The 22664-nt window shown below is 41.3% G+C and carries 20 protein-coding genes and 1 tRNA gene; 5 read left to right on the top strand and 16 right to left on the bottom strand.

Annotated elements, in window-relative coordinates; translation table 11 throughout:
* Positions 1–9 precede the first annotated feature (9 nt).
* Positions 10–1008 carry a LacI family DNA-binding transcriptional regulator gene (locus tag E5N72_RS06100; RefSeq protein ID WP_135923657.1) on the top strand — a complete coding sequence of 333 codons (999 nt, stop codon included), beginning with the start codon at positions 10–12 and terminating at the stop codon, positions 1006–1008.
* On the opposite strand, the gene E5N72_RS06095 is transcribed toward E5N72_RS06100, so the two are convergent.
* Genes E5N72_RS06095 through E5N72_RS06075 form a run of 5 tightly spaced genes read right to left on the bottom strand, consistent with a single transcriptional unit; the run spans position 995 to position 6491 of the window.
* The gene (locus tag E5N72_RS06095) at positions 995–2962 is read right to left on the bottom strand and encodes a response regulator (protein WP_135923656.1); all 1968 of its coding nucleotides are present in this window, start codon (positions 2960–2962) and stop codon (positions 995–997) included. The genes E5N72_RS06100 and E5N72_RS06095 overlap by 14 nt on opposite strands.
* Positions 2963–2972: 10 nt before the next feature.
* The gene (locus tag E5N72_RS06090) at positions 2973–3434 is read right to left on the bottom strand and encodes a response regulator (RefSeq protein ID WP_135923655.1); all 462 of its coding nucleotides are present in this window, start codon (positions 3432–3434) and stop codon (positions 2973–2975) included.
* The gene (locus E5N72_RS06085; RefSeq protein WP_135923654.1) at positions 3434–4918 is read right to left on the bottom strand and encodes a sensor histidine kinase; all 1485 of its coding nucleotides are present in this window, start codon (positions 4916–4918) and stop codon (positions 3434–3436) included. Before E5N72_RS06085 ends, E5N72_RS06090 begins: the two co-directional genes overlap by 1 nt.
* A gap of 10 nt (positions 4919–4928) precedes the next feature.
* Complete coding sequence (locus tag E5N72_RS06080; RefSeq protein ID WP_135923653.1) at positions 4929–5138, bottom strand: histidine kinase; 210 nt, start codon at positions 5136–5138, stop codon at positions 4929–4931.
* Between the two features lie 12 nt (positions 5139–5150).
* Complete coding sequence (locus E5N72_RS06075) at positions 5151–6491, bottom strand: sigma-54 dependent transcriptional regulator (protein WP_135923652.1); 1341 nt, start codon at positions 6489–6491, stop codon at positions 5151–5153.
* Positions 6492–6709: 218 nt separating this feature from the next.
* On the opposite strand from E5N72_RS06075, the gene E5N72_RS06070 reads away from it, so the two are divergent.
* Positions 6710–7222 carry an NUDIX domain-containing protein gene (locus tag E5N72_RS06070; protein ID WP_135923651.1) on the top strand — a complete coding sequence of 171 codons (513 nt, stop codon included), beginning with the start codon at positions 6710–6712 and terminating at the stop codon, positions 7220–7222.
* Between the two features lie 60 nt (positions 7223–7282).
* Here the strand turns inward: E5N72_RS06070 and E5N72_RS06065 are convergent, their stop codons facing one another.
* From E5N72_RS06065 to E5N72_RS06055, 3 genes are read right to left on the bottom strand one after another with little or no spacing between them, the layout of a single operon-like run.
* The gene (locus E5N72_RS06065; protein WP_135923650.1) at positions 7283–7777 is read right to left on the bottom strand and encodes a YgjV family protein; all 495 of its coding nucleotides are present in this window, start codon (positions 7775–7777) and stop codon (positions 7283–7285) included.
* Between the two features lie 49 nt (positions 7778–7826).
* Positions 7827–8393: a Crp/Fnr family transcriptional regulator gene (locus E5N72_RS06060; RefSeq protein WP_135923649.1), complete on the bottom strand. Its 567-nt coding sequence runs from the start codon at positions 8391–8393 to the stop codon at positions 7827–7829.
* Positions 8390–9427: a nitronate monooxygenase gene (locus tag E5N72_RS06055; RefSeq protein ID WP_135923648.1), complete on the bottom strand. Its 1038-nt coding sequence runs from the start codon at positions 9425–9427 to the stop codon at positions 8390–8392. Before E5N72_RS06055 ends, E5N72_RS06060 begins: the two co-directional genes overlap by 4 nt.
* Before the next feature lie 165 nt (positions 9428–9592).
* Here E5N72_RS06055 and E5N72_RS06050 point away from each other — a divergent pair, with 165 nt between their 5' ends.
* Positions 9593–10969 (top strand): NAD-dependent succinate-semialdehyde dehydrogenase, encoded by a 1377-nt coding sequence (locus E5N72_RS06050; RefSeq protein ID WP_135923647.1) that lies wholly within the window; start codon positions 9593–9595, stop codon positions 10967–10969.
* A 46-nt stretch (positions 10970–11015) separates the two neighbouring features.
* Here the strand turns inward: E5N72_RS06050 and E5N72_RS06045 are convergent, their stop codons facing one another.
* The 3 genes from E5N72_RS06045 to E5N72_RS06035 form a co-directional block, all read right to left on the bottom strand.
* Positions 11016–12089 carry an endonuclease/exonuclease/phosphatase family protein gene (locus E5N72_RS06045; protein WP_135923646.1) on the bottom strand — a complete coding sequence of 358 codons (1074 nt, stop codon included), beginning with the start codon at positions 12087–12089 and terminating at the stop codon, positions 11016–11018.
* 17 nt (positions 12090–12106) lie between these two features.
* On the bottom strand, positions 12107–12421 hold the full coding sequence (locus E5N72_RS06040) for a hypothetical protein (protein ID WP_135923645.1): 315 nt from the start codon (positions 12419–12421) through the stop codon (positions 12107–12109).
* A 100-nt stretch (positions 12422–12521) separates the two neighbouring features.
* On the bottom strand, positions 12522–12959 hold the full coding sequence (locus tag E5N72_RS06035) for a hypothetical protein (protein WP_135923644.1): 438 nt from the start codon (positions 12957–12959) through the stop codon (positions 12522–12524).
* A 346-nt stretch (positions 12960–13305) separates the two neighbouring features.
* Between E5N72_RS06035 and E5N72_RS06030 the strand changes: the two genes are divergently transcribed.
* Together E5N72_RS06030 and E5N72_RS06025 are read left to right on the top strand one after the other, a co-directional pair.
* Positions 13306–15363, top strand: a complete 2058-nt coding sequence (locus E5N72_RS06030; protein WP_135923643.1) for a TonB-dependent receptor — start codon at positions 13306–13308, stop codon at positions 15361–15363.
* A gap of 96 nt (positions 15364–15459) precedes the next feature.
* Positions 15460–16644: an MFS transporter gene (locus E5N72_RS06025; protein ID WP_135923642.1), complete on the top strand. Its 1185-nt coding sequence runs from the start codon at positions 15460–15462 to the stop codon at positions 16642–16644.
* A 14-nt stretch (positions 16645–16658) separates the two neighbouring features.
* Here the strand turns inward: E5N72_RS06025 and E5N72_RS06020 are convergent, their stop codons facing one another.
* The 5 genes from E5N72_RS06020 to E5N72_RS06000 form a co-directional block, all read right to left on the bottom strand.
* Positions 16659–17069: a GFA family protein gene (locus E5N72_RS06020; RefSeq protein WP_135923641.1), complete on the bottom strand. Its 411-nt coding sequence runs from the start codon at positions 17067–17069 to the stop codon at positions 16659–16661.
* 1 nt (position 17070) lies between these two features.
* Positions 17071–18084: a fatty acid desaturase gene (locus E5N72_RS06015; protein WP_135923640.1), complete on the bottom strand. Its 1014-nt coding sequence runs from the start codon at positions 18082–18084 to the stop codon at positions 17071–17073.
* Positions 18085–18130: 46 nt separating this feature from the next.
* Complete coding sequence (locus tag E5N72_RS06010; RefSeq protein ID WP_135923639.1) at positions 18131–20302, bottom strand: GGDEF domain-containing phosphodiesterase; 2172 nt, start codon at positions 20300–20302, stop codon at positions 18131–18133.
* Between the two features lie 441 nt (positions 20303–20743).
* A tRNA-Leu gene (locus E5N72_RS06005) sits at positions 20744–20828 on the bottom strand.
* 176 nt (positions 20829–21004) lie between these two features.
* Positions 21005–22657 (bottom strand): acyl-CoA dehydrogenase family protein, encoded by a 1653-nt coding sequence (locus tag E5N72_RS06000; protein WP_135923638.1) that lies wholly within the window; start codon positions 22655–22657, stop codon positions 21005–21007.
* Between the last annotated feature and the right edge of the window lie 7 nt (positions 22658–22664).

The raw sequence follows: 22664 nt of genomic DNA, 5'->3' as shown, positions 1-22664 counted from the left end.
AGGACAAACATGGCCACCATTTACGAGGTGTCGAAACTTGCAGGAGTCTCACTTGCTACAGTTTCAAGAGTAATGAATAACAATGCCAATGTCAGTGACGCTACTCGTAAAAAAGTGACAGCTGCAATGAGTGAGTTAGGCTATCGCCCCAACTCAATTGCACAGTCGTTGGCATCAAATTGCTCAAACAGTGTTGGCTTACTGGTCTCTGAATTACAAGGTCCATTTTATGGCCCAATGATGAGTGGTATTGAAAACATTTTTCGAAATCAAGGCAAACACCTCATTATTGCAGCTGGCCATAGTGATGAAGAACGCGAAAAACAAGGTATTGAGTTTTTAATAAGCCGCAATTGTGATGGGCTTATTTTACACGTAGAAGCTGTTAGTGATGAGTACCTAATTAAACTTAGTAAAGGCCGTATTCCATTTGTTCTGATCAACCGCTACATTAGTCAGCTAAGTGATCGTTGTATACTACTTAACAATATAAAAGGCGGTTACCTTGCTGCCAAATATGTATTAGAAAAAGGCCACAAGCAGATAGCATATATTAGTGGCCCATTATGGAAGCAAGACGCCAAAGACCGTTTAGAAGGTCACAAGCAAGCGCTTGCTGAGTTTGGTGTTCCTTTTGATGAAGAGTTGCTATATCAAGGTGACTTCATGGAATCGAGTGGCTTTGAAGGGCTTGCGGCATTGCATCAACATGGCAAACCATTTAGTGCTTTAATTTGTGCCAACGATGAAATGGCTGTTGGCGCTATGGCAAGTGCAAGAAAATTAGGGCTTACACTCCCTAAACAGTTATCTATTATGGGATACGATAATGTGTTTTTTACTCGCCATGTTTACCCTCAACTGAGTACCATAAACTACCCGATTGAAGAAATGGGCAGAATGGCGGCTAACTGGATCCTGAATCAGGTTTACCAAAAGCAAACCCCGTCATTACAGACTTTATTTGAACCAGAGCTTATAGTTAGGCACTCTATCAGTGCGCTATAAGCTCGCTGAGTATCCCTAAATTAATAGGTTTTAATAGCACTTGTTCAATATCAAGCTGTTTCATTTTTTCAGGATCAGGCTCGGCACCACTCACTACCACTAAAGCTAACCCCGCATACTCTTGGTTAATTTTAGCAGCTAAATCAAGACCTTCACCGTCTGGCAAGTGCATGTCTAACAGCACTTTATCAAAGCGTTGATCATCGTGAAGAATATCCAGACAAGCAGCACAACTATCGGCGATGACGGTTTCAACCCCCAAACTTTCAAGTAATAGCTGGGTTATTTGTGCGGCATCACCATCATCTTCAACCAATAAATAGCGTGTACTTTGCTGAGTCAATGCGAGGGAATCCTCCCGAGCAACAACAGGTTCTGTTTTACCTTGGCAAATATAATGATTGAGCACTTGATAAAGTAATCCAGTATCAACAGGTTTGGCTATCATGTCATTAAAACCAAGCGCACTAAGCTCACTTTTTACACCTTTCATTGTTGCGGCAGTAAGCGCGATGATAGGCCCCTGATAGTCCATTTTCCTAAGCTCAATGGTGGCTTCTTTGCCACCCATAACCGGCATATGTAAATCAATAAACACAATATCGAAAGGTTTGCCTGCTTGCTCTGCACTGGCCACTTTCTCGATAGCCTGCTTACCATTTTCAGCAAACTCTACATCTGCCCCAGTGCTAGTGATCATGTGTCCAACGAGAACTCGTAGGTCTTTTAAATCATCAACAACCAACACTCTCCCTGAAGTTGAAAGTGTACTTAACTTTTGCTGACAATCAGGGCTTGAATCGAAACTCAATACCTGTCGTTCAACCTCACGAATATTGCCAGGGTATATAGATAAGATAAATTCAGACCCTTCCCCTAAGGTTGATTCAAGCTCAATTGAGCCTTGCATACGAGCTAATAATTCGGCGCAAATCGCAAGACCAAGGCCTGCACCACCTACATCCCTCGACTCAACATCGGCAATCTGTTCAAAGGGTTTAAAAATCAGTGCCTGCTTTTCATGAGGAATACCAAGGCCTGTGTCCTTGATACTGAAAAATAGCATTTCTCGCTCATTGACCCAAGCAGTCCATGCGCGCACGACTATCTCGCCTTGATTGGTAAACTTAATCGCATTATTGATAATATTGATTAAAATTTGTCTTAGCCGTGTGGCATCTGTATTTATAATCAATGGCAAGGCTTGCTGTGACTCAAATTTGAGTTTTAAGCCTTTATCCAAGGCTGAGACGCGCATTAAGGTATACACATCAGCCATAAGGCTATCAAAATTAACATCACTGCAATTTAGTTCAAGTTTATCGGCGGCAATTTTCGATAAGTCGAGCACATCATTAAGTAAACTTAGCAAGTGTTTGCCATTTCTATAAATGACCCCAAGTTCATTATTTAAATGCCGATTCTTTTCGCTCTGCATTAGCAGCTCGGTGTAACCCAAAATGGATGAAAGCGGTGTACGTAACTCATGGCTCAAATGTGCCAAGAAGCGGTCTTTAGAACGATTTTCTGCTTCCGCTTTTAATCGTTCAACTCGCTCATCTTCAACATCTCGGCGAGCTAAGGCGTAACGAATAGCACGGGCAAAGCGGCTTGAATTCATCTCGCTTTTTACGAGGTAATCAACCGCACCAGCATCAAGTGCCGCAGAATCAAGGGCTTCATCTGATTGCCCCGTAAGCATGATAATCGGCCCACGAAAACCGTTTGCAACAGCCCGTTTGAGCACTTCTAAGCCATCAGAGGCACCTAAACGATAATCTAACAAACAAATATCATGTTTGTTTTCGCTCAGTACACTAATGGCTTGTTCGGGGCAGCTTAACCATTCTACATCAAAGGTATGGGAACCCAATTGCTCCAAGTAATCACAAGTGAGAATATAATCATCTTCATCGTCTTCAACCAAGAGTAAGCGGGTTACCTTATCTAACATGTATTATCCTTTAATCATTGAGTGGTGTTGGCAGCTCTACAAATTCAACCCAATACTTACCAAGCGTCTTCATCAGCTCAACTAATCCCTCAAAAGTGACCGGTTTTGTAATGTAAGAAGCCGCCCCTAAATCGTAACCTTTAACCATATCTTCTTCTTGCTTTGATGTAGTTAAAATCACAACCGGAATGCCTTTTAAATTAGGGTTTGTCTTGATTGCTTGTAACGCCTCACGGCCATCCATTCGTGGCATATTTAAATCTAGTAAGATCAAGCCAGGCCTTGGTGAACTTTCTTTTTCGCTAAACTTACCTTTGCGTTCAAGGTACTCAAGTAGTTCCACGCCATCTTCAACAAAATATAACTCGTTTAAAACACGGCTCTCAGCTAGAGCATCTTGTGTTAATAAACGATCATCTTCATCATCATCGGCCATTAAAATGGTAATTGGTTTAACTTTATTAAATGGCATTATGCCTCTCCTTGTAATGTGAAAAGGGATGTTTCCACAGGTAATTTAATAGTAAAGCTTGCACCTTCACCTACGCGACTACTCGCAAAAATTTCGCCACCGTGACGCTCTACAATTCGTCGACAAACCGATAGGCCAATACCTGTGCCTTTATATTGTGAACGCCCGTGTAAACGCTGAAACGGAACAAATATTTTTTCTAGGTACTCTTCAGAAAAACCAATACCGTTATCCGAAATAGTAATGATCTCCCACTCGACCTCGCTATTATGAGCTTGGCTAAACTCTTGAGTTCGCTGGTAATTAATGTTTATGACTGGCGGCACATTCTCGCGTCTAAATTTAATGGCATTCGAAAGAATATTTAAAAATAGCTGCAACATTTGGCTCGGATCAGCCTGAATATGAGGAAGTGGCTCTAAATTAACAGTTGATTCTGACTCTTTAATAGCGATCTCAAGGTCATCTAATACCTCATTTACAACGTTATTTAAATCGGTATCTACAAAGTCTTTGCCACGCGTAGTAACTCGAGAAAACTCAAGTAAGTCATTAATAAGGTTAGACATACGCTGCGCCGCATTTTTCATACGGTTAATATAATCAATGCCTTTTTCGCCGAGATCATCCTTAAACATTTTTTCTAGACGGTCGCTAAATGCTTGAATTTTTCTCAGCGGCTCTTGTAAGTCGTGGCTTGCTACAAAGGCAAACTCTTCCAACTCTCTGTTAGAACGACTTAATTCATCTGAATAGATGGTTAGCTCTTGAGTACGCTCTGCTACTTTTACAGCTAAATTTTCATTCTGTTCTTCTAGATCAGCTCTATATTTTGCTGCATTACGAGCGTTAATGCGTGTTAAAACAAACATACCGATCAGCAATAAGGTACTTGTAACAGCAGTAATTGCAAAAGTTAATTTTGCTTCGTTCTTAATTTCTAAAAGCTCGGAAAATAACTCTATTTTAAAATTAAGCTCCCGCATCTGGATTTCATCAACAGCTGTGCGTATCTCTTTGTATAAATCGCGTCCTTTATCTGTAAGTAACAATTGACGGGCTTTTAAATCTTTATTAGCCAATGCAAGATCTGTGGTTTTGGTCATCACAGCAACTTTATCATTGACTAAATAAATCATCCTTGCGATACGATCAGCTTGTCCCGGTATTTCTGAATGAAGACTTTTCACCAGCATTATTTGTGCTTGCATTGAGGCAATTGCATCATTGTATGGCATTAAGTAATCTTCACGATCAGTAAGCAAATAGCCACGCTGCCCTGACTCAGCTTGAACAACAGACAAGTGTAATCGTTCAATAGCTGTATTTAGAGAGTTGGTATTATCTAGACTGTTCTGGATCTCTGTTAGTGAGCGAATACTATTAATAGCTAATATAGCGTTTGCAACCACAATACACAGCACGACAGCGATAAAGCTCGCCCAGCTAATGGTGATTTTTCCCTTCTGTTTTTTTCTTTGCATTTGCTTTCCGTTACTCACTAGCGTGGGTATCACTAATTAATTGTAATTGCTCACTACACTGTTGGCAGTTAGCAATTATTTTATCAAGTGCATCAAGTGCTTTTTGCTTTGGCATATCATTTTCTAATACAAGCTTAACTAGCTCTGCATTCATTGAAATACGATTCAATGGTGCGCGTGCATCATGGACTAACTTACGTAAAGACTCGTCATTATTCATAGCTATCCTTTATTATTTGTATTCGCCAATGCCTCCGTAAGCATTTAAACGGTTGTAGAGTGTTTTTGTGCTGATCCCTAACATCTGGGCAGCAATTGTTTTATTTCCTTGTACTTTATCCAATGTCGCGTGGATCAGTTCTTTTTCCACCTCTTCAATGGTTTGTCCTGCCATTACTTGGTTGTTTTGTGTTTCTTTATTTACTTTCGAGAATGGAGACTCTAATGACTCAGGTAAAACAATTGCCGTACCTTTAGGATCGCTCATAATAAAAGCGCGATGTATTGCATGGCGAAGCTCACGCACGTTACCAGGCCAATCATGAGCCTCAAGCTCTTTTAACTGGCTTGCTTGCCACTTAAAGTCAGTGCCATTTTCTTCATTGAGTTGTTCTAAAAAGGCATTCGCAAGCAGTGGAATATCTTCTTTGCGCTCACGTAGCGGTGGAATATCAATAGGGAATACCGCTAAACGAAAGTAAATATCTTCACGAATAACATTGTTTTGCGCAAGGTCTGTTAAGGTACGGTTGGTCGCAGAAATAACCCTACAATTCACCGCTTGCTCTTTTGTACCGCCCACTCGGGTTACTTTTTTGCTCTCAAGCACACGTAATAAGTTTGGCTGCATATCAATCGGCATTTCGGTGACTTCATCTAAAAACAACGTACCACCAGCAGCTTGTTCAAACACACCCTCTTTACGCGCAATCGCACCTGTAAACGCGCCTTTTTCATGACCGAAAAGTTCGCTACCAATCAGCTCTTTTGAAAATGCGCCGCAGTTGGTAGCCACGAGTGGACCATCGCACTCGGTTGCGTTATGAATAGCCTGCGCAACAACCTCTTTACCGGCACCACTTTCGCCCATTAACATCACATTGGCTGATGTTGCTGCCACACGCTCAATCATAGTATAGAGTTTTTTCATCACTTCTGACTCACCGATTAAGGTGCCAAAATGACGCTTAATTGAAGGAGCTGACTTTTTCTTATCAGACGCTTTTTTAGGGTTTAAAACACGCTCAATGTCTTCGCGTTGTAGCGGCTTTACCAAATGCCCCACATTAGCTTCACACATCTCGGCTAATTTACCTTTTACTGATGGGTGACCAGAAATAAGCGTAACTCGCGGAGATTGACCTATTTTTTTTAGGTGTTCGAGTAAGTGTAAACCACTGCCGTCTGGTAACATAAAATCTAAAAAGACGTGGTCAAACGTATTATTTTCAAACCATTGCTCAGCTTCGGCAAGATTGGCAGCAGTATTAATGTTATGCCCAAGGAATTCAACGATGTGACAAACAACATCACTAAATTCACTGTCATCATCAACCAAAAGTACATTCAACATATTAATTCCCTAAGCTTTTTTCACCATTCTACGCAAAGTTTTTCTGAAAAGAAAATACTACACATAGAGTGCATATGCAGTTATTTATTCCGACATTTTACCCCAGCAAGTTCCATTTTGGGGTAAAAAAATAAATTTAATATCATTTACACGCTATAGTAACAACTCAAATATTAAATTAAGCTGTATTTGATTAAATACAAAAAGTTTTATGGCACATGAAGTTATTAAAAAAAGTACTCCACCCAAGTTTAAGTGAACAGTATGGTAGTGTGTTTATTCGTAATACAGCACGAGCCATTGTATTGAAAGGTGAACAAGTACTACTTTTATATACCGCCCGTTATGATGACTACAGCTTACCTGGCGGTGGTATCGATGATGGTGAATCTATCGAGCAAGGGTTACTCAGAGAGCTTCATGAAGAAACTGGCGCGCAACAAATAAAGATTAAACATCCCCTTGGTTTATACGAAGAGATCAGGCCTTGGTACAAAGACGATTTTGATTGTGTGCATATAAAATCTTACTGTTATTTTTGTGAAATAAGTGATGAATTTGCAGATCCAAAAATGGAACACTACGAAGTTCAAAACGGTATGCAACCCAAATGGGTAAACATATTTGATGCCATAGCACACAATGAAACAACTATGGCAATGAGTGATAAGCAGGGATTATCAATACAGCGCGAAACTTATTTACTCAAGCTGATTGCCAACACGCTTTAAGCTTATTTTGCTATAAAAGCACGGTATATTTTACTATACCGTGCTAACACCTTTTAATACTTATACAGCCTTAGGTGAAGCGTAGTAGCGCCATATTCCTAATAAATTACTCAATAGAAATACCGTTTCCATTACCACTGCGACTGGGGAAAACATGATCGCATTATGTGTTATCCAACACAGTGTACCAATAACCATCATAAGCCTTAATGATAGGTCTTTGCCTTGGAACGACGCGTAGGTTTGAATTAAAGTTGCAACTAAGGCAATAAAACTTACCCAGTTATACCAAGTTAGGCTCACAGCGGTAATACTTACCAACATAAAAGTAACCATCACCCAGGTTTTACGAGCAAAAATACAATATGCATAGCGCACTGCCGCTATTAGCATTAAGCTTGCGGCACTTAAATTATCAAGTAACAAAAAGTGAACTGATGTGAGTAATACCGAACTAAACAAACAGGCTAAAATAACGTGCCTTTGCCTAAATTGAAAAGATGCTAAATCGAGTAATGTAGCGATTGCAACTAAGCACTGGGATAAAATAAACATAACGACTCCTGAAAAACCAGCAGTGTAATGTTCACCGTTTTGCCACACCTTAACTTAAGTTAAGACGCCCTCTAATTCGTGATAAAGAAATAGCTGAGATCCCTAAATACATAGCAACCTCACTTAAACTCAATTGCGAAAGCCAATGCGGTTTATTATCCAGCAAATACTGATACCTTTGCTCTGGCGTATTGAGTAGTAAAAAGGCTTCTTTTGCCTCCTTAAATAATAACTGCTGAGTAATTAACCTATGTTTTAATTCTTGCCAATCAGGGCCATCAAGTAAAGCCAAAGGTACTTTAATAAGCTCAGCATCTCGTATCACTTTAAGCTGGTAAAACGCATTAGTTTTGGTCAACCAGTTGCCATAGAGCAGTGCAAACTCATCTTGAAAATAAAACTCTTTGCACTTTTCTGAGCCCTGCTCTGATGCATGTATTGCCGCAAGTACGCCAGAAACAATCAAATAACCCACATCTTGTTGATTGCCTTGTTGCAATAGAACATCACCTTTAGCATAACGCTTAATTATGCATTGCCCAGCAAGCTTATGACGAAACTCACTGGCAAGCTGATGATAACTATCACCTAGTGGAAGTAATTGGGTATCACTCAAGATTGCCAACCTTGCATTAGTAATTCAGTAATTTGCTTAGCGTTAATACCTTCTCTGGCAATAAAGCGCTCACCACACCAAAGCGGTGTAAAGCCACTGTCGCCATTTGCTTCCGATTTTGAGCGCAATGCCGTCATCGCAATTGACGCATAAGGAAAAGGTGGCGCTTGCTCTGGCATCGCACCTAACTGTTGCATCACTCGATTACGTATTCCTCGCGCCGGACGACCAGAAAACAAAGTCGTCAATTCAGTTGAATCTGGCGAAACTTTTTTTAATGCTTCACGATGTAATGTGCTTGTCGTAGCTTCTTCACACAGTAAGTAAGCGCTCCCAACCTGAACCGCAGTAACGCCTAATGCTTGGTACTGGGCTACATCTTCAGCTGTGCAAATTCCACCCGCAGCAATAACGGGTATATCAAGCTCTACACACTCTCGCACCAATTGTACTGTGGTTGGTTGCAGCGATAAATCCATTGATAAAAAATGGCCGCGGTGGCCGCCCGCCTCAATCCCTTGTGCAATAACTGCATCGGCACCGTTTGCTTGTAACCAATGTGCTTCATCAAGGGTTGTGGCGGATGAAAGAACGACCCCGCCCCACGCTTTAATTTGAGAAAGAATATCTTTACTTGGCAAACCAAAATGAAAGCTCACAACTGGCGGCTTATAAGGCGCAATTACATCAATAACCTGCTGATTAATAGGCTGGCGTGAAGCGTTACGGGTAAATTGTGAGGCATCAACAGCAAACTCCTCAAAATAAGGTGCAAGCACATTATGCCAAGTAGTCTGCTGCTCCAGTGTATAGTCAGGTGTATGATGACAAAAGAAATTAAGATTATAGGGTTTGTCTGTATGCTGACTAATATAATCAAGCTCTGACTTTAATTGCTCAGTCGAAAGCATAGCGCAAGGTAACGAACCAAGCCCCCCAGCTTCACATACAGCCACTGTCAATTTGGCATTTTGCACACCCGCCATCGGCGCTTGAATAATTGCCAGCTCGGTATTTAACACAGAATTTATCATTACGTATTCCTTGTAAGTTTTGCAGCCTATTGCAGTTTTTACATATCAAAGCAAATAAAACACTAAAGAAAAAACAACTAAAACATTAAAAAACAATAAGATAAAAACAAATGCAAGTCGGTATTACCTTTGCAGGTTACACATTACATTTTAAAGGAGGTAATAATGACTGATACTGTAACTACAATCAATCCAACCAATGAACAACCCCTAGAAACCTATAGTTTAATGTCATTGCAAGAAGCCAATGCAGAAGTCGACAAGTGTCATCAGGCATTTTTATCATGGCGTGATACCACACTCGAACAACGTGCAACACTCCTCAATCAACTTGCTGAGGTTATTGAGTCTAATAAACAAGAATTAGCTCAATTGATGACCGATGAAATGGGCAAGTTATATCAACAAGGCCTTCAAGAAGTTGAGCTGTGTGCTGCAATTTGTCGCTACACTGCTGAACAAGGACCTACAGTTCTTGCTGATGAAAGCCGCGATATGCAAAATGGCCGCGCAATTATCAGCTATCAGCCAATTGGTGTTATTTTAGGTATTCAACCTTGGAATTTCCCACTTTACCAAGTCATTCGCTATGCTTGCGCTAACATTATGGCGGGCAATACCACGGTTCTTAAACACGCAGGTAATGTATTTGGCATGGCCGAAAAGATTGAGCAACTGTTTTCGCAAGCAGGTTTTCCAGACTATTGCTTTAAGAACCTACTTATCGGTGGCAGTACAGCAAGTGAATTGATTGAGCATAAAGCTATTCGCGGTGTCACATTTACTGGCAGTGACGAAACCGGTAAAAAGGTCGCTGAGCGTGCGGGTAAACAGGTCAAGAAAACCGTATTGGAACTTGGCAGTAATGATGCCTACGTCGTGCTTGATGATGCAGACTTAAACACAGCGATCACGGCATGTACTCAAGGACGTTTAATTAATAACGGCCAAACCTGTGTTGCCGCAAAACGCTTTATTGTGGTTGATGCCTTATACAATGATTTTAAAGCTTTAATTAAAGAGCAATTTGAGCAAGTCGTTCTTGGCGATCCGAATGATGAAAAAACCACGCTTGGTCCAATGGCTCGTAAAGATCTACGCGATAAACTACATCAACAAGTAACTGAGTCGGTAGAAGCCGGCGCAAAAGTGCTTACTGGTGGCTATATTCCAGAACACTCGGGGTGCTATTACAGCCCAACGCTACTTGAGAATATCAAACCGGGCATGCCCGCCTATGATGATGAATTATTTGGCCCTGTAGCATCGCTTATCAGAGCAAAAGATAATGATGAGGCAATGCAAATTGCTAATGACTCGCGCTATGGTCTTGGCGGCGGTATTTTCTCAAAAGACGAGCAAGCTGCCATTGAGCTTGCAAAGCACCACTTTGATACCGGTATGGTGAATATCAACGGCTATGGGCTAGCCCAGCCAAACCTGCCATTTGGTGGTGTAAAAGACAGTGGCTATGGCCGTGAACATGGCGGCTTTGGGCTACGAGAATTTGTTAATATCAAAACCATTATGGTCAACGACTAAACACAAAAAAGGGCTCTACGGAGCCCTTTTAAATACCTAATCATTATCATTCTTCAAACATTGGCACCTGTTGCTTTGACACTGTTGGCATTTTTAACTCATCCACCGCTTTTTCTTTATCTATTTGCTCTTGCTGTTTTTGATTGTCAGAATCTGGGTTATAAACAAGCTCAGTAAGAAGCGCAAAATGATCAGAACCATATTTTGCCAACCGCTCAATGCGTTTCACACTAAACTCATTACTATGAAAAAGGTGATCTAGTGGCCAGCGCATAAAGAAATAACTGGCATGAAACGTATTAAAAAAACCTCTCCCTTTACGTGGGTCTAACAAACCACTGATACGCATAAACAAGCGGGTACTACGCGACCATGCAACATCATTTAGATCACCGGCAACGATACAAGGTCGCTGCCTGTTTTTAAGTGCTTTCGCTAAAATAATCAGCTCAGTATCACGGGGTCGTGAACTGTCTTCTTCTGTGGGGCTCGGAGGAGCAGGATGAATAAAGTGCCCTTGTACTTCTACGCCATCTGCATCTTCAAACAAAATATGAATTGAGGGGATATCCCTTTCTATAAGCTCACACACTTGTTGTTGTTTGATTTTAAACTTGCTGTACAAGTGCATGCCATAGCGATTATCTTTTGGGCAGTAGACACGATACGGATAATCTGGCTCTAAACTACTCAGTTTATTTTGCCAAGTTTGATCAGACTCTAAGGTAATGAATAGGTCTGGTTGGTGCGTTCTAACTAAACCTATGAGTTTGTCATATTCAGTGTTCGACATCAGTACATTTGCCGACATAATACGAATACTGTGCTTATCATCTTTATTGCTTGAGGCAACTTCTTTATTAGCCAACCTTGTGTAAGGGTAAATCCAACCAACTTGCAGTAGCAGAACTAGGATACTAGCCAGAGCACAGCCAATAAAAAGCAATGACTCCGTTCGACTGATTAAATAACATGATGCAACTAAACACATTCCTGCAAGGTAAACCACTTGCAAACGTACAAAGTCACAACTACGAATTAAATAATGTTGGGAGTATGAAAATGGCAGGATTGAGACCACCAGCAGCAGAGCTAGCAGTATACTCAATCCATAAGTCATACAGCTTTGTAGCAAAACTAGCGACTCAATATTGATACAATTTCGCGAGTGTCTTCAACTAAACGAACAACAGTATTGTCTACCTCAATAGAAATTAATCCATCGCGATCACGTGAGTTAATTATTTTACCGCGGCGGTAAATATCACGATCGAGAATGTCGCCCTTACGAAGTTTTTTCTGCCAACCTGGTGGTAAATCACCACCGTTATCTAGCTTTTTCTCTAGACCCGGTGGGAGACTCTTTCCTTTGTCTTTGTCCTTATCTTTTGCCAATACACCTGTTGTGGCTAGACTTAATCCCAACACAGCAACCGTTAATAATGCTTTCATGCAAATACTCCTTTTTTATATACACTTTTAAGCGTAGCAAGTTTTCCTGAACAAGGTATGAAATAACCAAAAAAAGCCGCATTAGCGGCTTCTTACAGGATTAACGATGACGAGTAACGATTGATAATATCTCTCGCGTATCATGTACTAAATGAATCAGGCGGTCATCGATTTCGATGGCAATAATACCATTTCGATCACGGCGCTTAATTACACGCCCATGTCGATAAATATCACGGTCCAGGATGTCACCGTGGTGAAGACGTTTATACCAACCTGGTGGCAAACCACCACCATGTCCTACTTTTTTGTATAAACCAGGTGGTAAATCACGGTAGCTATAACGGTCATACCTATCGTGGCGATCATATCTGTCATGATGATGGTGATGCTTGTGATGCTTCTTATGTTTATGATGCTTTTTACGCTCATGTTTGCGCTCATATCTATCATGGTCACGGTCATGTTTTGCGTATGCTTCCATCGGAATAAAGCTTAGACCCAAAACAGCAACAGAGATAGTTAGTAATTTATTCATAATTGAGACCCTCAACTTTGCTCATATTGAAAGCCTAACGTTTGTGGCTGAATCATAGATGAAGGGTTACAATTTAAAAACGTAATTGTTTACATATCAAAATATTAGAAAGCCAATCTTTACATTTCTTTAAACTTCTTTGGTGATCATAGCCAATTTTATGACTCGATTTTGACTTTTTACAACGCTAATTACCGAAAATAGGGCAGTACTTTTCATGCTGATTTAAAGTGCGAATTTTTAGCGTCATAAACACAACGTAAAAAGTTATTAATCGCGAAAGCTTTTACCCATCCTAAAAAGCAGTTACCCTTTGATTTTTGTTGTACCTAACCAAAGGCTTTTCATGAAGTTGTCGATACTCTCAGTGCTTGTGAGCACCTCATTAATTAATCAGCAAGCGATTGCTAATAATGAGCTAGAACATATTACAACAACCGCCTCGCGCAGCGAGGTATTGGCAGATCCACTGCCTGTTGTGGTTAGTAGTATTTCACAAAAGCAACTGGCACTTATCGCTCCAACCCATATTGAACAAGCCCTAAAGCAAGTTGCCGGTGCTAATCTTCAACATGGTAACGGTCAAGAGTATTTACCCGCTTTACGTTCGCCTGTGCTATCAGGTGCCGGTGCTTGCGGTGGTTTACTTACTGCTGAAGATGGTATTCCACTTCGCGCAGCTGGCTTTTGCAACATCAATGAATTATTCGAAGCCCATACTGAAATGGCTGAACGTATCGAAGTACTGAAAGGTCCGGGCTCTGCTCTTTATGGTTCAAACGCAGTGCATGGTGTGGTCAACGTGATCACCCCGGATACAACCTATGACCACAACCAGCTTGGTTTTGATTACGGTTCGTTTGGCTATACCCGCTATAAACTAGGTACGGGTCGTGACTTTGGCAAGCAAGGTTTAGGCATTAATGCCACGATCACCCGAGATACGGGTTATCGCGATGACGAAAGTGTTGATCAAGAAAAGCTCTCGCTACGTCATCGTTTTGATGGCGAAAAACTAAGTGTAAGTACAGGCCTTACTTATACCCATTTAGATCAGCAAACTGCTGGCTACATCGAGGGCTTTGAAAGCTATAAGGATGAGCAAATAGCACAGTCTAACTTTGACCCTGATGCATTTCGTAAGGCCCGCTCTTTGCGTGTTTGGTCAAAGCTAAATTGGACACAAGATGAGGCTAACAGCTTCACCCTAACGCCTTATATTCGCGACCAAAGCATGACCTTCTTTAAGCATTTTTTACCGGGTACTCCCCTTGAAGAAAATGCTCAGCAAGGAGTTGGCCTACAATCTAGCTGGCAGCATAAGTTGACCGCTTCTAGCCTGTTAACTGTTGGTTTTGATGGTGAGCTTACTGATGCTGATTTTTTACAATATCAAGACGGCCCCACTCAAGGCTCAGCGTTTTTAGTCGCCACCGTGCCACAAGGTAAACATTATGACTATCAAGTAACAAGTACCCTATTGGCACCATTTGTTAACCTTGATTGGCAACTTGATGAGTTACTCATCAGTCTTGGTGGTCGCTACGAGCGTATGCGTTATGACTACGACAACCAAATGTTGGCTGGTCGCACAAAAGACGATGGCACAGCATGCGCAATGGGTGGGTGTCGCTATTCTCGACCAGAAAGCGGCGTAAATCGCTTTACTAACTTCTCGCCTAAGCTTGGTTTAAGCTATCAATATGCTGATAATCAGTTTATCTATGCCAATGCTTCTGAAGGTTATCGAGCACCGCAAGCGGCAGAGCTTTATCAGTTACAGCGCGAACAGAATGTCGCAGATCTTAAATCCGAAATAGCTAAAAACCTAGAACTCGGTTTAAAAGGTCAACAAGGACAGCTGCATTATGTAGTTAGCATTTATGCAATGAATAAAGAGAATACTATTTTCCGCGACAGTGACTTTTATTACGTCAATGATGGCCAAACCCAGCATCGCGGTGTTGAGCTTGAGCTGGCCTATGCCATTACACCAAGCTTATCGATGCAGTTAGCAGCGAGCCACGCCAAACACACTTACAGTTACGATCAATTACTTGGCGGGGTTAATATTAATGGCAATCTCATCGATACTGCACCACGTAACATCGCAAACTTACAGCTACTTTGGCAAGCAAACGACATAACGCGTGTTGGTCTTGAGCTACATACCACCAGCAGTTACTTTACTGATCCTGAAAATCTGCATAGTTACGAAGGCCACTCGCTAGTTAACTTAAGAGCGGCGTGGCAATTAACAGCAAACTTTACGGTGACTGCACGAGTGAACAATTTAACCGACGAGCGTTATGCTGAGCGTGCTGACTACACCACATTTAGTGGCGACCGCTACTTTCCGGGTAGACCGCGCAATGCCATGTTATCAGTAAGTTATCAGTTTTAAGTAACCGCATTTTTTGGTGAGCTATCTCATAGTTCACCCACGCTGTTTAGTGTTTTGGTATGATAAATGTACCTCTTGCTATGATTTCTAAACAGCGTGACATCATCTCAAAACTTATTTCGTAACCTTGTTTTAGTGCTGGGCATTTTTCTTATTGCAGCCAGTTTAAGAGCACCGATCACTGGCATTGCACCAGTACTTGAACAGATCATTGAACAATTTAAGTTAAATGCATCGCAAGCCGGTATGTTGACGACTCTACCTTTAATCGCGTTTGCTATTGCCTCGCCTATGGCGGCAAGTCTTGCTAAAAAGTGCGGCCTTGAAGTATCGCTATTTATTGCTCTTGTACTAATAGGCATAGGGGTTATATCTCGTGTTATTGATTCTGCCACTGTGCTATTTATTGGCACCGCAGTGATTGGCGTAGGTATCGCGATTGGTAATGTGCTATTGCCAAGCCTGATAAAAAGAGACTTTCCACATAAAGTGGCAGTGATGACATCTAGTTATGTTTTAGCAATGGGCATATTTGGTGGCAGCTATTCAGCACTTATCATTCCGCTGGCAGAATATAAAGAACTTGGCTGGCAATTGGCACTCGCAAGTTATGGCTTATTGGTTGTACTGGCAATAGTGGTGTGGTTACCGCAACTTAAGCAACATACCATGCCAAAACAGTCTCATGTACCTGGTAGCACACAAAGCAAAATTTGGCACTCAGCACTTGCTTGGCAAATCACTTTGCTGCTCGGTTTCAACTCATTTTTCACTTATATCATGCTAGGTTGGCTACCCAGTATACTTATAGAAGGTGGCCATAGCGCTCAGCATGCAGGTGCTTTGCAAGGCGCCTTTCAAGTTTCCTCGGCACTGCCGGGTATTGTGCTTATTCCACTACTTGCCAAATTAAAAGATCAACGCATCTTAACCCTAAGCCTGGCGTTACTTGGTGCGCTTTGTTCAGTCGGGTTATTAGTTGCACCTAGTTTTGCGACACTCTGGTCGATCACGCTAGGTTTTTGCTCAGGTGCGTGTTTTATCTTAGGCTTATCATTTGTAAGTTTGCGAACTCATGACTCAATGCAAGCCGCGGCATTATCAGGTATGGCACAATGCATCGGGTATTTACTAGCTGCAACAGGCCCTATTATTGCGGGGTCCTTACATAGCTATTTTAATAACTGGGCAGGAGCACTTTGGCTGTGTATTACATCAAGCCTACTGTGTGCATTGTTTGGTTACTTAAGTGGCCGAAATGTCACTATCGAGCAACAATAAAAATGAAACCGCACCTATTTAGGTGCGGTTTCAAAGGCACTCATATCACTTAGGTTATCGAGCCAAGGTTTATGTGAACGATACCAAATATGGGCTTTAGGGATAAGCTCATCAGCTTGCTCTACAGCGCCAATTCGTAAACCATAAATACGCTCACCAGCCCCTACAGAAGTAGCATACAAGGCTGTACCACAGTTACCACAAAATCCTTGTGCACGTTGATTACCACTTTCAGCGATTTTTATATATTCTTTTGGTGGAGCACCTGTGAAGGTAACCCCATCAGGCACAGACACCACAACCGTGCGAAAAGGCCCACCCGAGATAATTTGGCAGTCAGTGCAGTGACAGTTAATCACTTTATTTTCATCAACTTCTGCATGGTAAGTTACCTCACCACAATGACAACGACCGGTAACCTTCATATTAAACTCCTTGTTGAGATGACTGCTCTTTTACTGGGTAGTGATTGGCATGTTTTAAGCTTTGTAAGTCATTAAAACGTACCCCATGCTGGGCCATAATAGGATGTATTTTTTTGCTGATCAATTGCCTAATGTAAAAGGGCTGATTCGGCACAAAATGATGGATTGTATGCGTGCGGCCAAAATCAAAACAAAATAACTGAAACGGTAAAAACCAGCGGCTGGTGATCACATGCGTTTGCTCAAGCAAGTTATTTACACCGCCATAATAATGCATGGAAGATGTCACTAAGTTAAGAGAGCTCGAACGAATCATATTAGGCACAATAAGTACCACCATTAAAAACTCTGCCATCGCCAGTAATTCAGCTCCCCATGTTGGCAATGTAAATGGCTGCACAAACTGCACAGCGTAATAAGCAATTACCCCATAAAGAATCGCAAAGTACGCGGTTGTAATCGGAAAGCCTGCATTAAACACGCGTAAAAACTTAAAACCGCTAATTTCTTTACTAAATCGCTTGGTATTCACAAGCAAACCTAGCAGGCCATCAGTAATGACCAAGGCTCTCAAAAATGGCGATTTAATGCCATTGCCCACTAAGCGCTCTTCTAAATCTTGTGAGGTGCCGGATACTTTATGGTGATGTAAATGAATTTTTCTGCGATACCAAGGGTTAACCGTATTGGGTCGCATTAGCCACACGGTTAACATCATTAGGTTATGAATATAAGGGCGATTACTAAAATACTGCTTGTGGATCAGGTCATGCTCAAGCTCATGGGATATCGAGGTAATAAAAGCAGCCAGAATGATACACAGCCATGCAGGTATAATAGCTAGGTAATAAAGTGTCGCAACGCCAATCAGTGCGCTTAACGACATTAGTAAAATAACCATCGCAATGGTGTTTTGCTGGTTGAGTATAGGGAAACGTGTTCTAAGCGACTGCTCTTCGACCTTAATGGCAGTAACAATCGCCTTTATGTTTTGCTTTGCGGTTAATTTTGACATCACAAGCTTTGCTAACTGGTTGATATCAAAATCATACCGTAATTACCTACTGCTCTCGAGAAAATTGCGTTAAAAATGGCACTACATCATTTGCTGGCAATGGCTTAGAAAAGTAATAGCCTTGAATATAATCACAACCCGCTTCAGTTAGAACCGCTAGCTGCTCACGCTCTTCAACCCCTTCAGCAACAACTTTAATACCTAACACCCGACTCATTTGAATAATCGATTTAACCAGCGCTTCGTCACCTAAATCAACATGCACTTCATCAATAAATGACTTATCAAGCTTAAGTACATCAACCGGGAAGCGGCGCAAATAACTAAGGGACGAATAACCGGTACCAAAATCATCTAATGAAATTAAACACCCTGCTTGCTTCAACTGCTTTAATACATCGAGATGGTTTGTATTTTCTGGCGCTAGCACACTTTCAGTTAACTCAAATGAAATTTTTGATGGTTTAACACCCTGTTTTTTAATGATTTCAAGCCATGTATTACGCTCAGGGTTAAACTCAGTAAACTCAAATAAAGAGCGATTCACGTTAAAAACAAAGTTTTCATAACCTTCTGCTTCTAACGCTTTTATTTGCTGACAGGTTTTAATCAACACAAGTTCACCGAGAGGTATAATCACTCGAGACTCTTCAGCTAACGGAATAAACTCAACAGGTGATACCCATTGCCCTTGATTATTCCAACGCACCAAACTTTCGAATTTAGCAACCGTGTTATTTTCAACATCAATAATCGGCTGAAAATACACCTCTAACTCGTTATTTTTAACCGCTTGCGTTAATTGCTCAACTAATAGGTTATGCTTTTTAACCTTAATATCCATATCTTTACAGAAAAATAAGTACTCTTCTGCAACTTGCTTTGCATTTAATGTAGCCAGCTCTGCTTGTCTTATTAAACGACGAGCAATTTTTTCTATTTTATGTTGCGATGTTGTATCACTGGTTTGCTCTAATCTGCTAATACCCAATGTAACTGATATTTGTTGATTGATACCACCAATTGAAAAAGGCTCAAGCAATAACGTAGTAACCTGTTTACATACATGTTCAAGTTCACTCGTGTGCTGATAGGTCTGCAAGATAGCAAAACTATCGCCATCTATTCGCGAAAAAGCACATTCTTTAAAATGGCGTTCAAGTCGCTCTGCTAACTTACATAAAACCCTATCACCAAATGTTAAGCCGTATACCGTGTTAATATCTTGGAACTTGTCGATATCAAAGTAAATTACAGCTAAATTGGTATCCACATCGTCTTGATAAGACAGCGACGACACAAGCTGGCACAAGTACTCTTTAAAATAAAAGCGATTGGTTAAACCGGTGAGCTGGTCATGATTCGCATGAAAGTAGATTTTCTGTTCTGCTTCTTTCTTCTCAGTGATATCAAGAATAAACGCCACATAACAATCTTCACCATTATTTTGCATTTTGGTTATAGATAAAAATTGTGTATATAGCGTACCTTGTTTGGTCTTGTTAGTGATTTCACCGGACCACTTACCCTCAGTATTAATTTGGTGCCACATTGCTTTGTAAAAGTGAGGATCATATTTGTTTGAGCTTAAAATTTTTGGGTTTTGCCCTAAAACTTCATCCAACGAGTAGCCCGTCATTTTCGTAAATGCGGTATTCGCGTAGGTAATATGTACATTGTGGTCGCAAATAAAAATTGCTTCGTGGCTTTGTTCTATAAGTTGATTTGCAAAATCGAGTTTAGCAATAAAGCGGTCTTTCTCAATTTCACGTTGAATAAGGCCGGTAAATAATGAGAAAAACGATTCTATTTGCATCGCGTCGTTTATTTCATGCTGAAATAGCGCGACAAGAATAGTATCAGTTTTGCCAGACACGCTTTGTAGAGGTACCCCTACATAAGCTTCAACTCCCATGTCAACGAGCATCTGATCGTTTGGAAATAGCTGCTGAACACCAGCACTATAACTAGAAATACTGCCGCATTTTACATCGTTACAGGGGGTACAGCGGATATCGTAGCTGATGTTTTCAACAATTTCGTCATGCGCAGCCAAAGCAATGGTCGTCGCATGTAACGTTGACTCATCAACTTGAGCTAAAAAAACATAAGAGGCACCAAGTACTTCAGACAAGGAAAGGCATATTGCATTATAAAAGTTTTCACTTTTAAGATTAGATATACTTTCAACAATACGTTTTAAGTCGTATGTACCCACGCGATGCCACCCTACCGATTCAATGCACTAAGTGATTGACTTCACTTATACTTAGACCACAAATTGTATTATAAGATTGTTCTAAACACCATCGGACACTAGTCTAAAATGGTGACATTGCGAGCAAAAAAGCACACATTTTTCGGGGTTATTTAATAATTAAGCATAGTTCGAACTTGACCGCTTATAAATAGAACAAAAGTTGCTTTAATAGTGGCTGAATGGATACTTTATAACGAATTGCAAGCACTAGACAAAGTTCCCCGAAGGAATAGCTTTAGCCTTGATTGTTTTGTGTATGGTTAGGTATTGCTTGGTTAGGCACAAAAGTACCTTTTCGAACTGGATTGCTGAAGATAGCTTGCCCCACATGGCGCTCAAGTCCGCTAACTACTTTTCAGGCATAAAAAAACCCCAGCAAAACTGCTGGGGTCATAAAAGTGGTACCAGTAGGCGGACTTGAACCGCCACGCCCGAAGGCAACGGATTTTGAATCCGTCATGTCTACCAATTCCATCATACTGGCTTCATTTTTCTTTAACCTTCTAAACACGAGAAGATAAAGAAAAACCACTTTAGAGCAAAAACTTTTTAAACTGCTTTTGTCTCTATGCCAAGCATTATACAAAGAATGGGTAAGGCAGCAAGCCTTTTGTGCGCAGCGGCTACTCAACCGAACAATTATTAAACAAGTTGTTAACTTTAGAGTTTTGGCATCATTCTCGAAACAATGGCCTGACAATCAATATCACAACTAAGGCAACCATATTGACTAAACCCCACACCGGTTAAACGGCTTTTCACAAACGCATCTGCTATAAGCGGTTCGCCAAATTGCAATAGCGTTGCTGCTTGCCAAAGCTGTGCCAGCCTTTCAATTATGCGCCGAGCATGCATTTCGAAGTTTGCGGTATCTGTGAGCATTTCTTTAAGTTCATCGAGTTTTATCGCAAAATCAGGGTGCAAACTGCGCGCTTTTTCAAGCTCATTGATAAGCACCTCAAGTGATTCAGGTTCACGGCTAAACACCCGCAAAAGATCAAGGCACTGCACATTACCAGAGCCTTCCCAAATAGAGTTAACTGGTGCTTCTTTATAAAGTCGGCTGGTAATGTTGTCTTGAACATAACCCACACCACCAATACATTCCATAGCCTCATAAGTATGCTGCACTGCCCGCTTACAAATCCAATATTTACCGATTGCCGTGGCACTGCGTATCAATGCCACTTCATTGCTATCATCTTGATTATCAAGGGCATGGGCAATACGCATTGAAATCGCAAGTGCAGCTTCTGCTTCAATAGCTAAATCAGCCAGCACATTGAGCATCAGTGGCTGTTGATGCAGATTTTTCCCAAATACACTGCGCCCAGATGTATGCCATATTGCTTCTTTTACTGCTTGTAACATCAATGAACTTGAGCCTAGCATGCAGTCGTAACGAGTTAGAGCAACCATTTGAATAATTGTAGCAATACCTCTTCCTGGTTCTCCGAGTAACCAGCCATGCGCACCTCTAAATTCAATTTCAGAACTCGCATTTGATTGATTACCTAACTTATTTTTTAAGCGCTGAATAAACATGGCATTTTTCTCGCCAGTTTCGAGCCAGCGTGGCACTAAAAAGCAAGATAATTGCTTGTCATCGGTATTAGCGAGCACTAAGAATGCATCACTCATGGGCGCTGAGCAAAACCATTTATGCCCAGTTAAAGCATATAATTGCCCTGCACCACTCTCATTGATGGCGTCGGCTTTGGTGGTGTTAGCTCTAACATCAGAGCCACCTTGTTTTTCGGTCATCGCCATACCTATGGTGACACCCTTTTTTTCGTACCAAGGTTTATTATCTGAATCGTAATGATTTGCCAGTATTTTAGGTAGCCACATAGCTGCTACATTTTTTTGACTGGCTATTGCAGGCACACTGGCAAAGGTCATGGTTAATGGGCAGCCGGAGCCCGGATCAGCATGGTTGTGGAGCACCGCCATCGCTGCTCTTACAACATGACTACCAGCCTTTTTTTGTTGCCAAGGCAATGCGCAGTGCCCTTGCTCTATGGCATGCTGCATCAGCTGATGGTAACTTGGATGATAATCAACTTGGTCTATGCGCTCACCAAAGCGGCTGTGTGTATTTAGTTCTGGCAAGTGTTTATTTGCTAAGAACCCAGCACGCAATAATGTGCCGCCCACTTGCTCTCCAAACGCCGTTAAATGCGCAGTTCCCCATTGCCCTGCAAAACGGTTTTGCCAATACTGAAGCACGCTGTCAGCCTTATAGGCGTTGTAATTTTCAAGCGGTTTAGGTTGATTAAATACCTGATGGGTTTCACTTTGAGAAACAGCCATAGTTGTG

Source organism: Pseudoalteromonas sp. MEBiC 03607 (assembly GCF_004792295.1).
GTDB classification, from domain to species: domain Bacteria; phylum Pseudomonadota; class Gammaproteobacteria; order Enterobacterales; family Alteromonadaceae; genus Pseudoalteromonas; species Pseudoalteromonas lipolytica_C.
The sequence above is the reverse complement of the archived record's forward strand: the minus strand, read 5'-3'. Positions and strand labels throughout refer to the sequence as shown.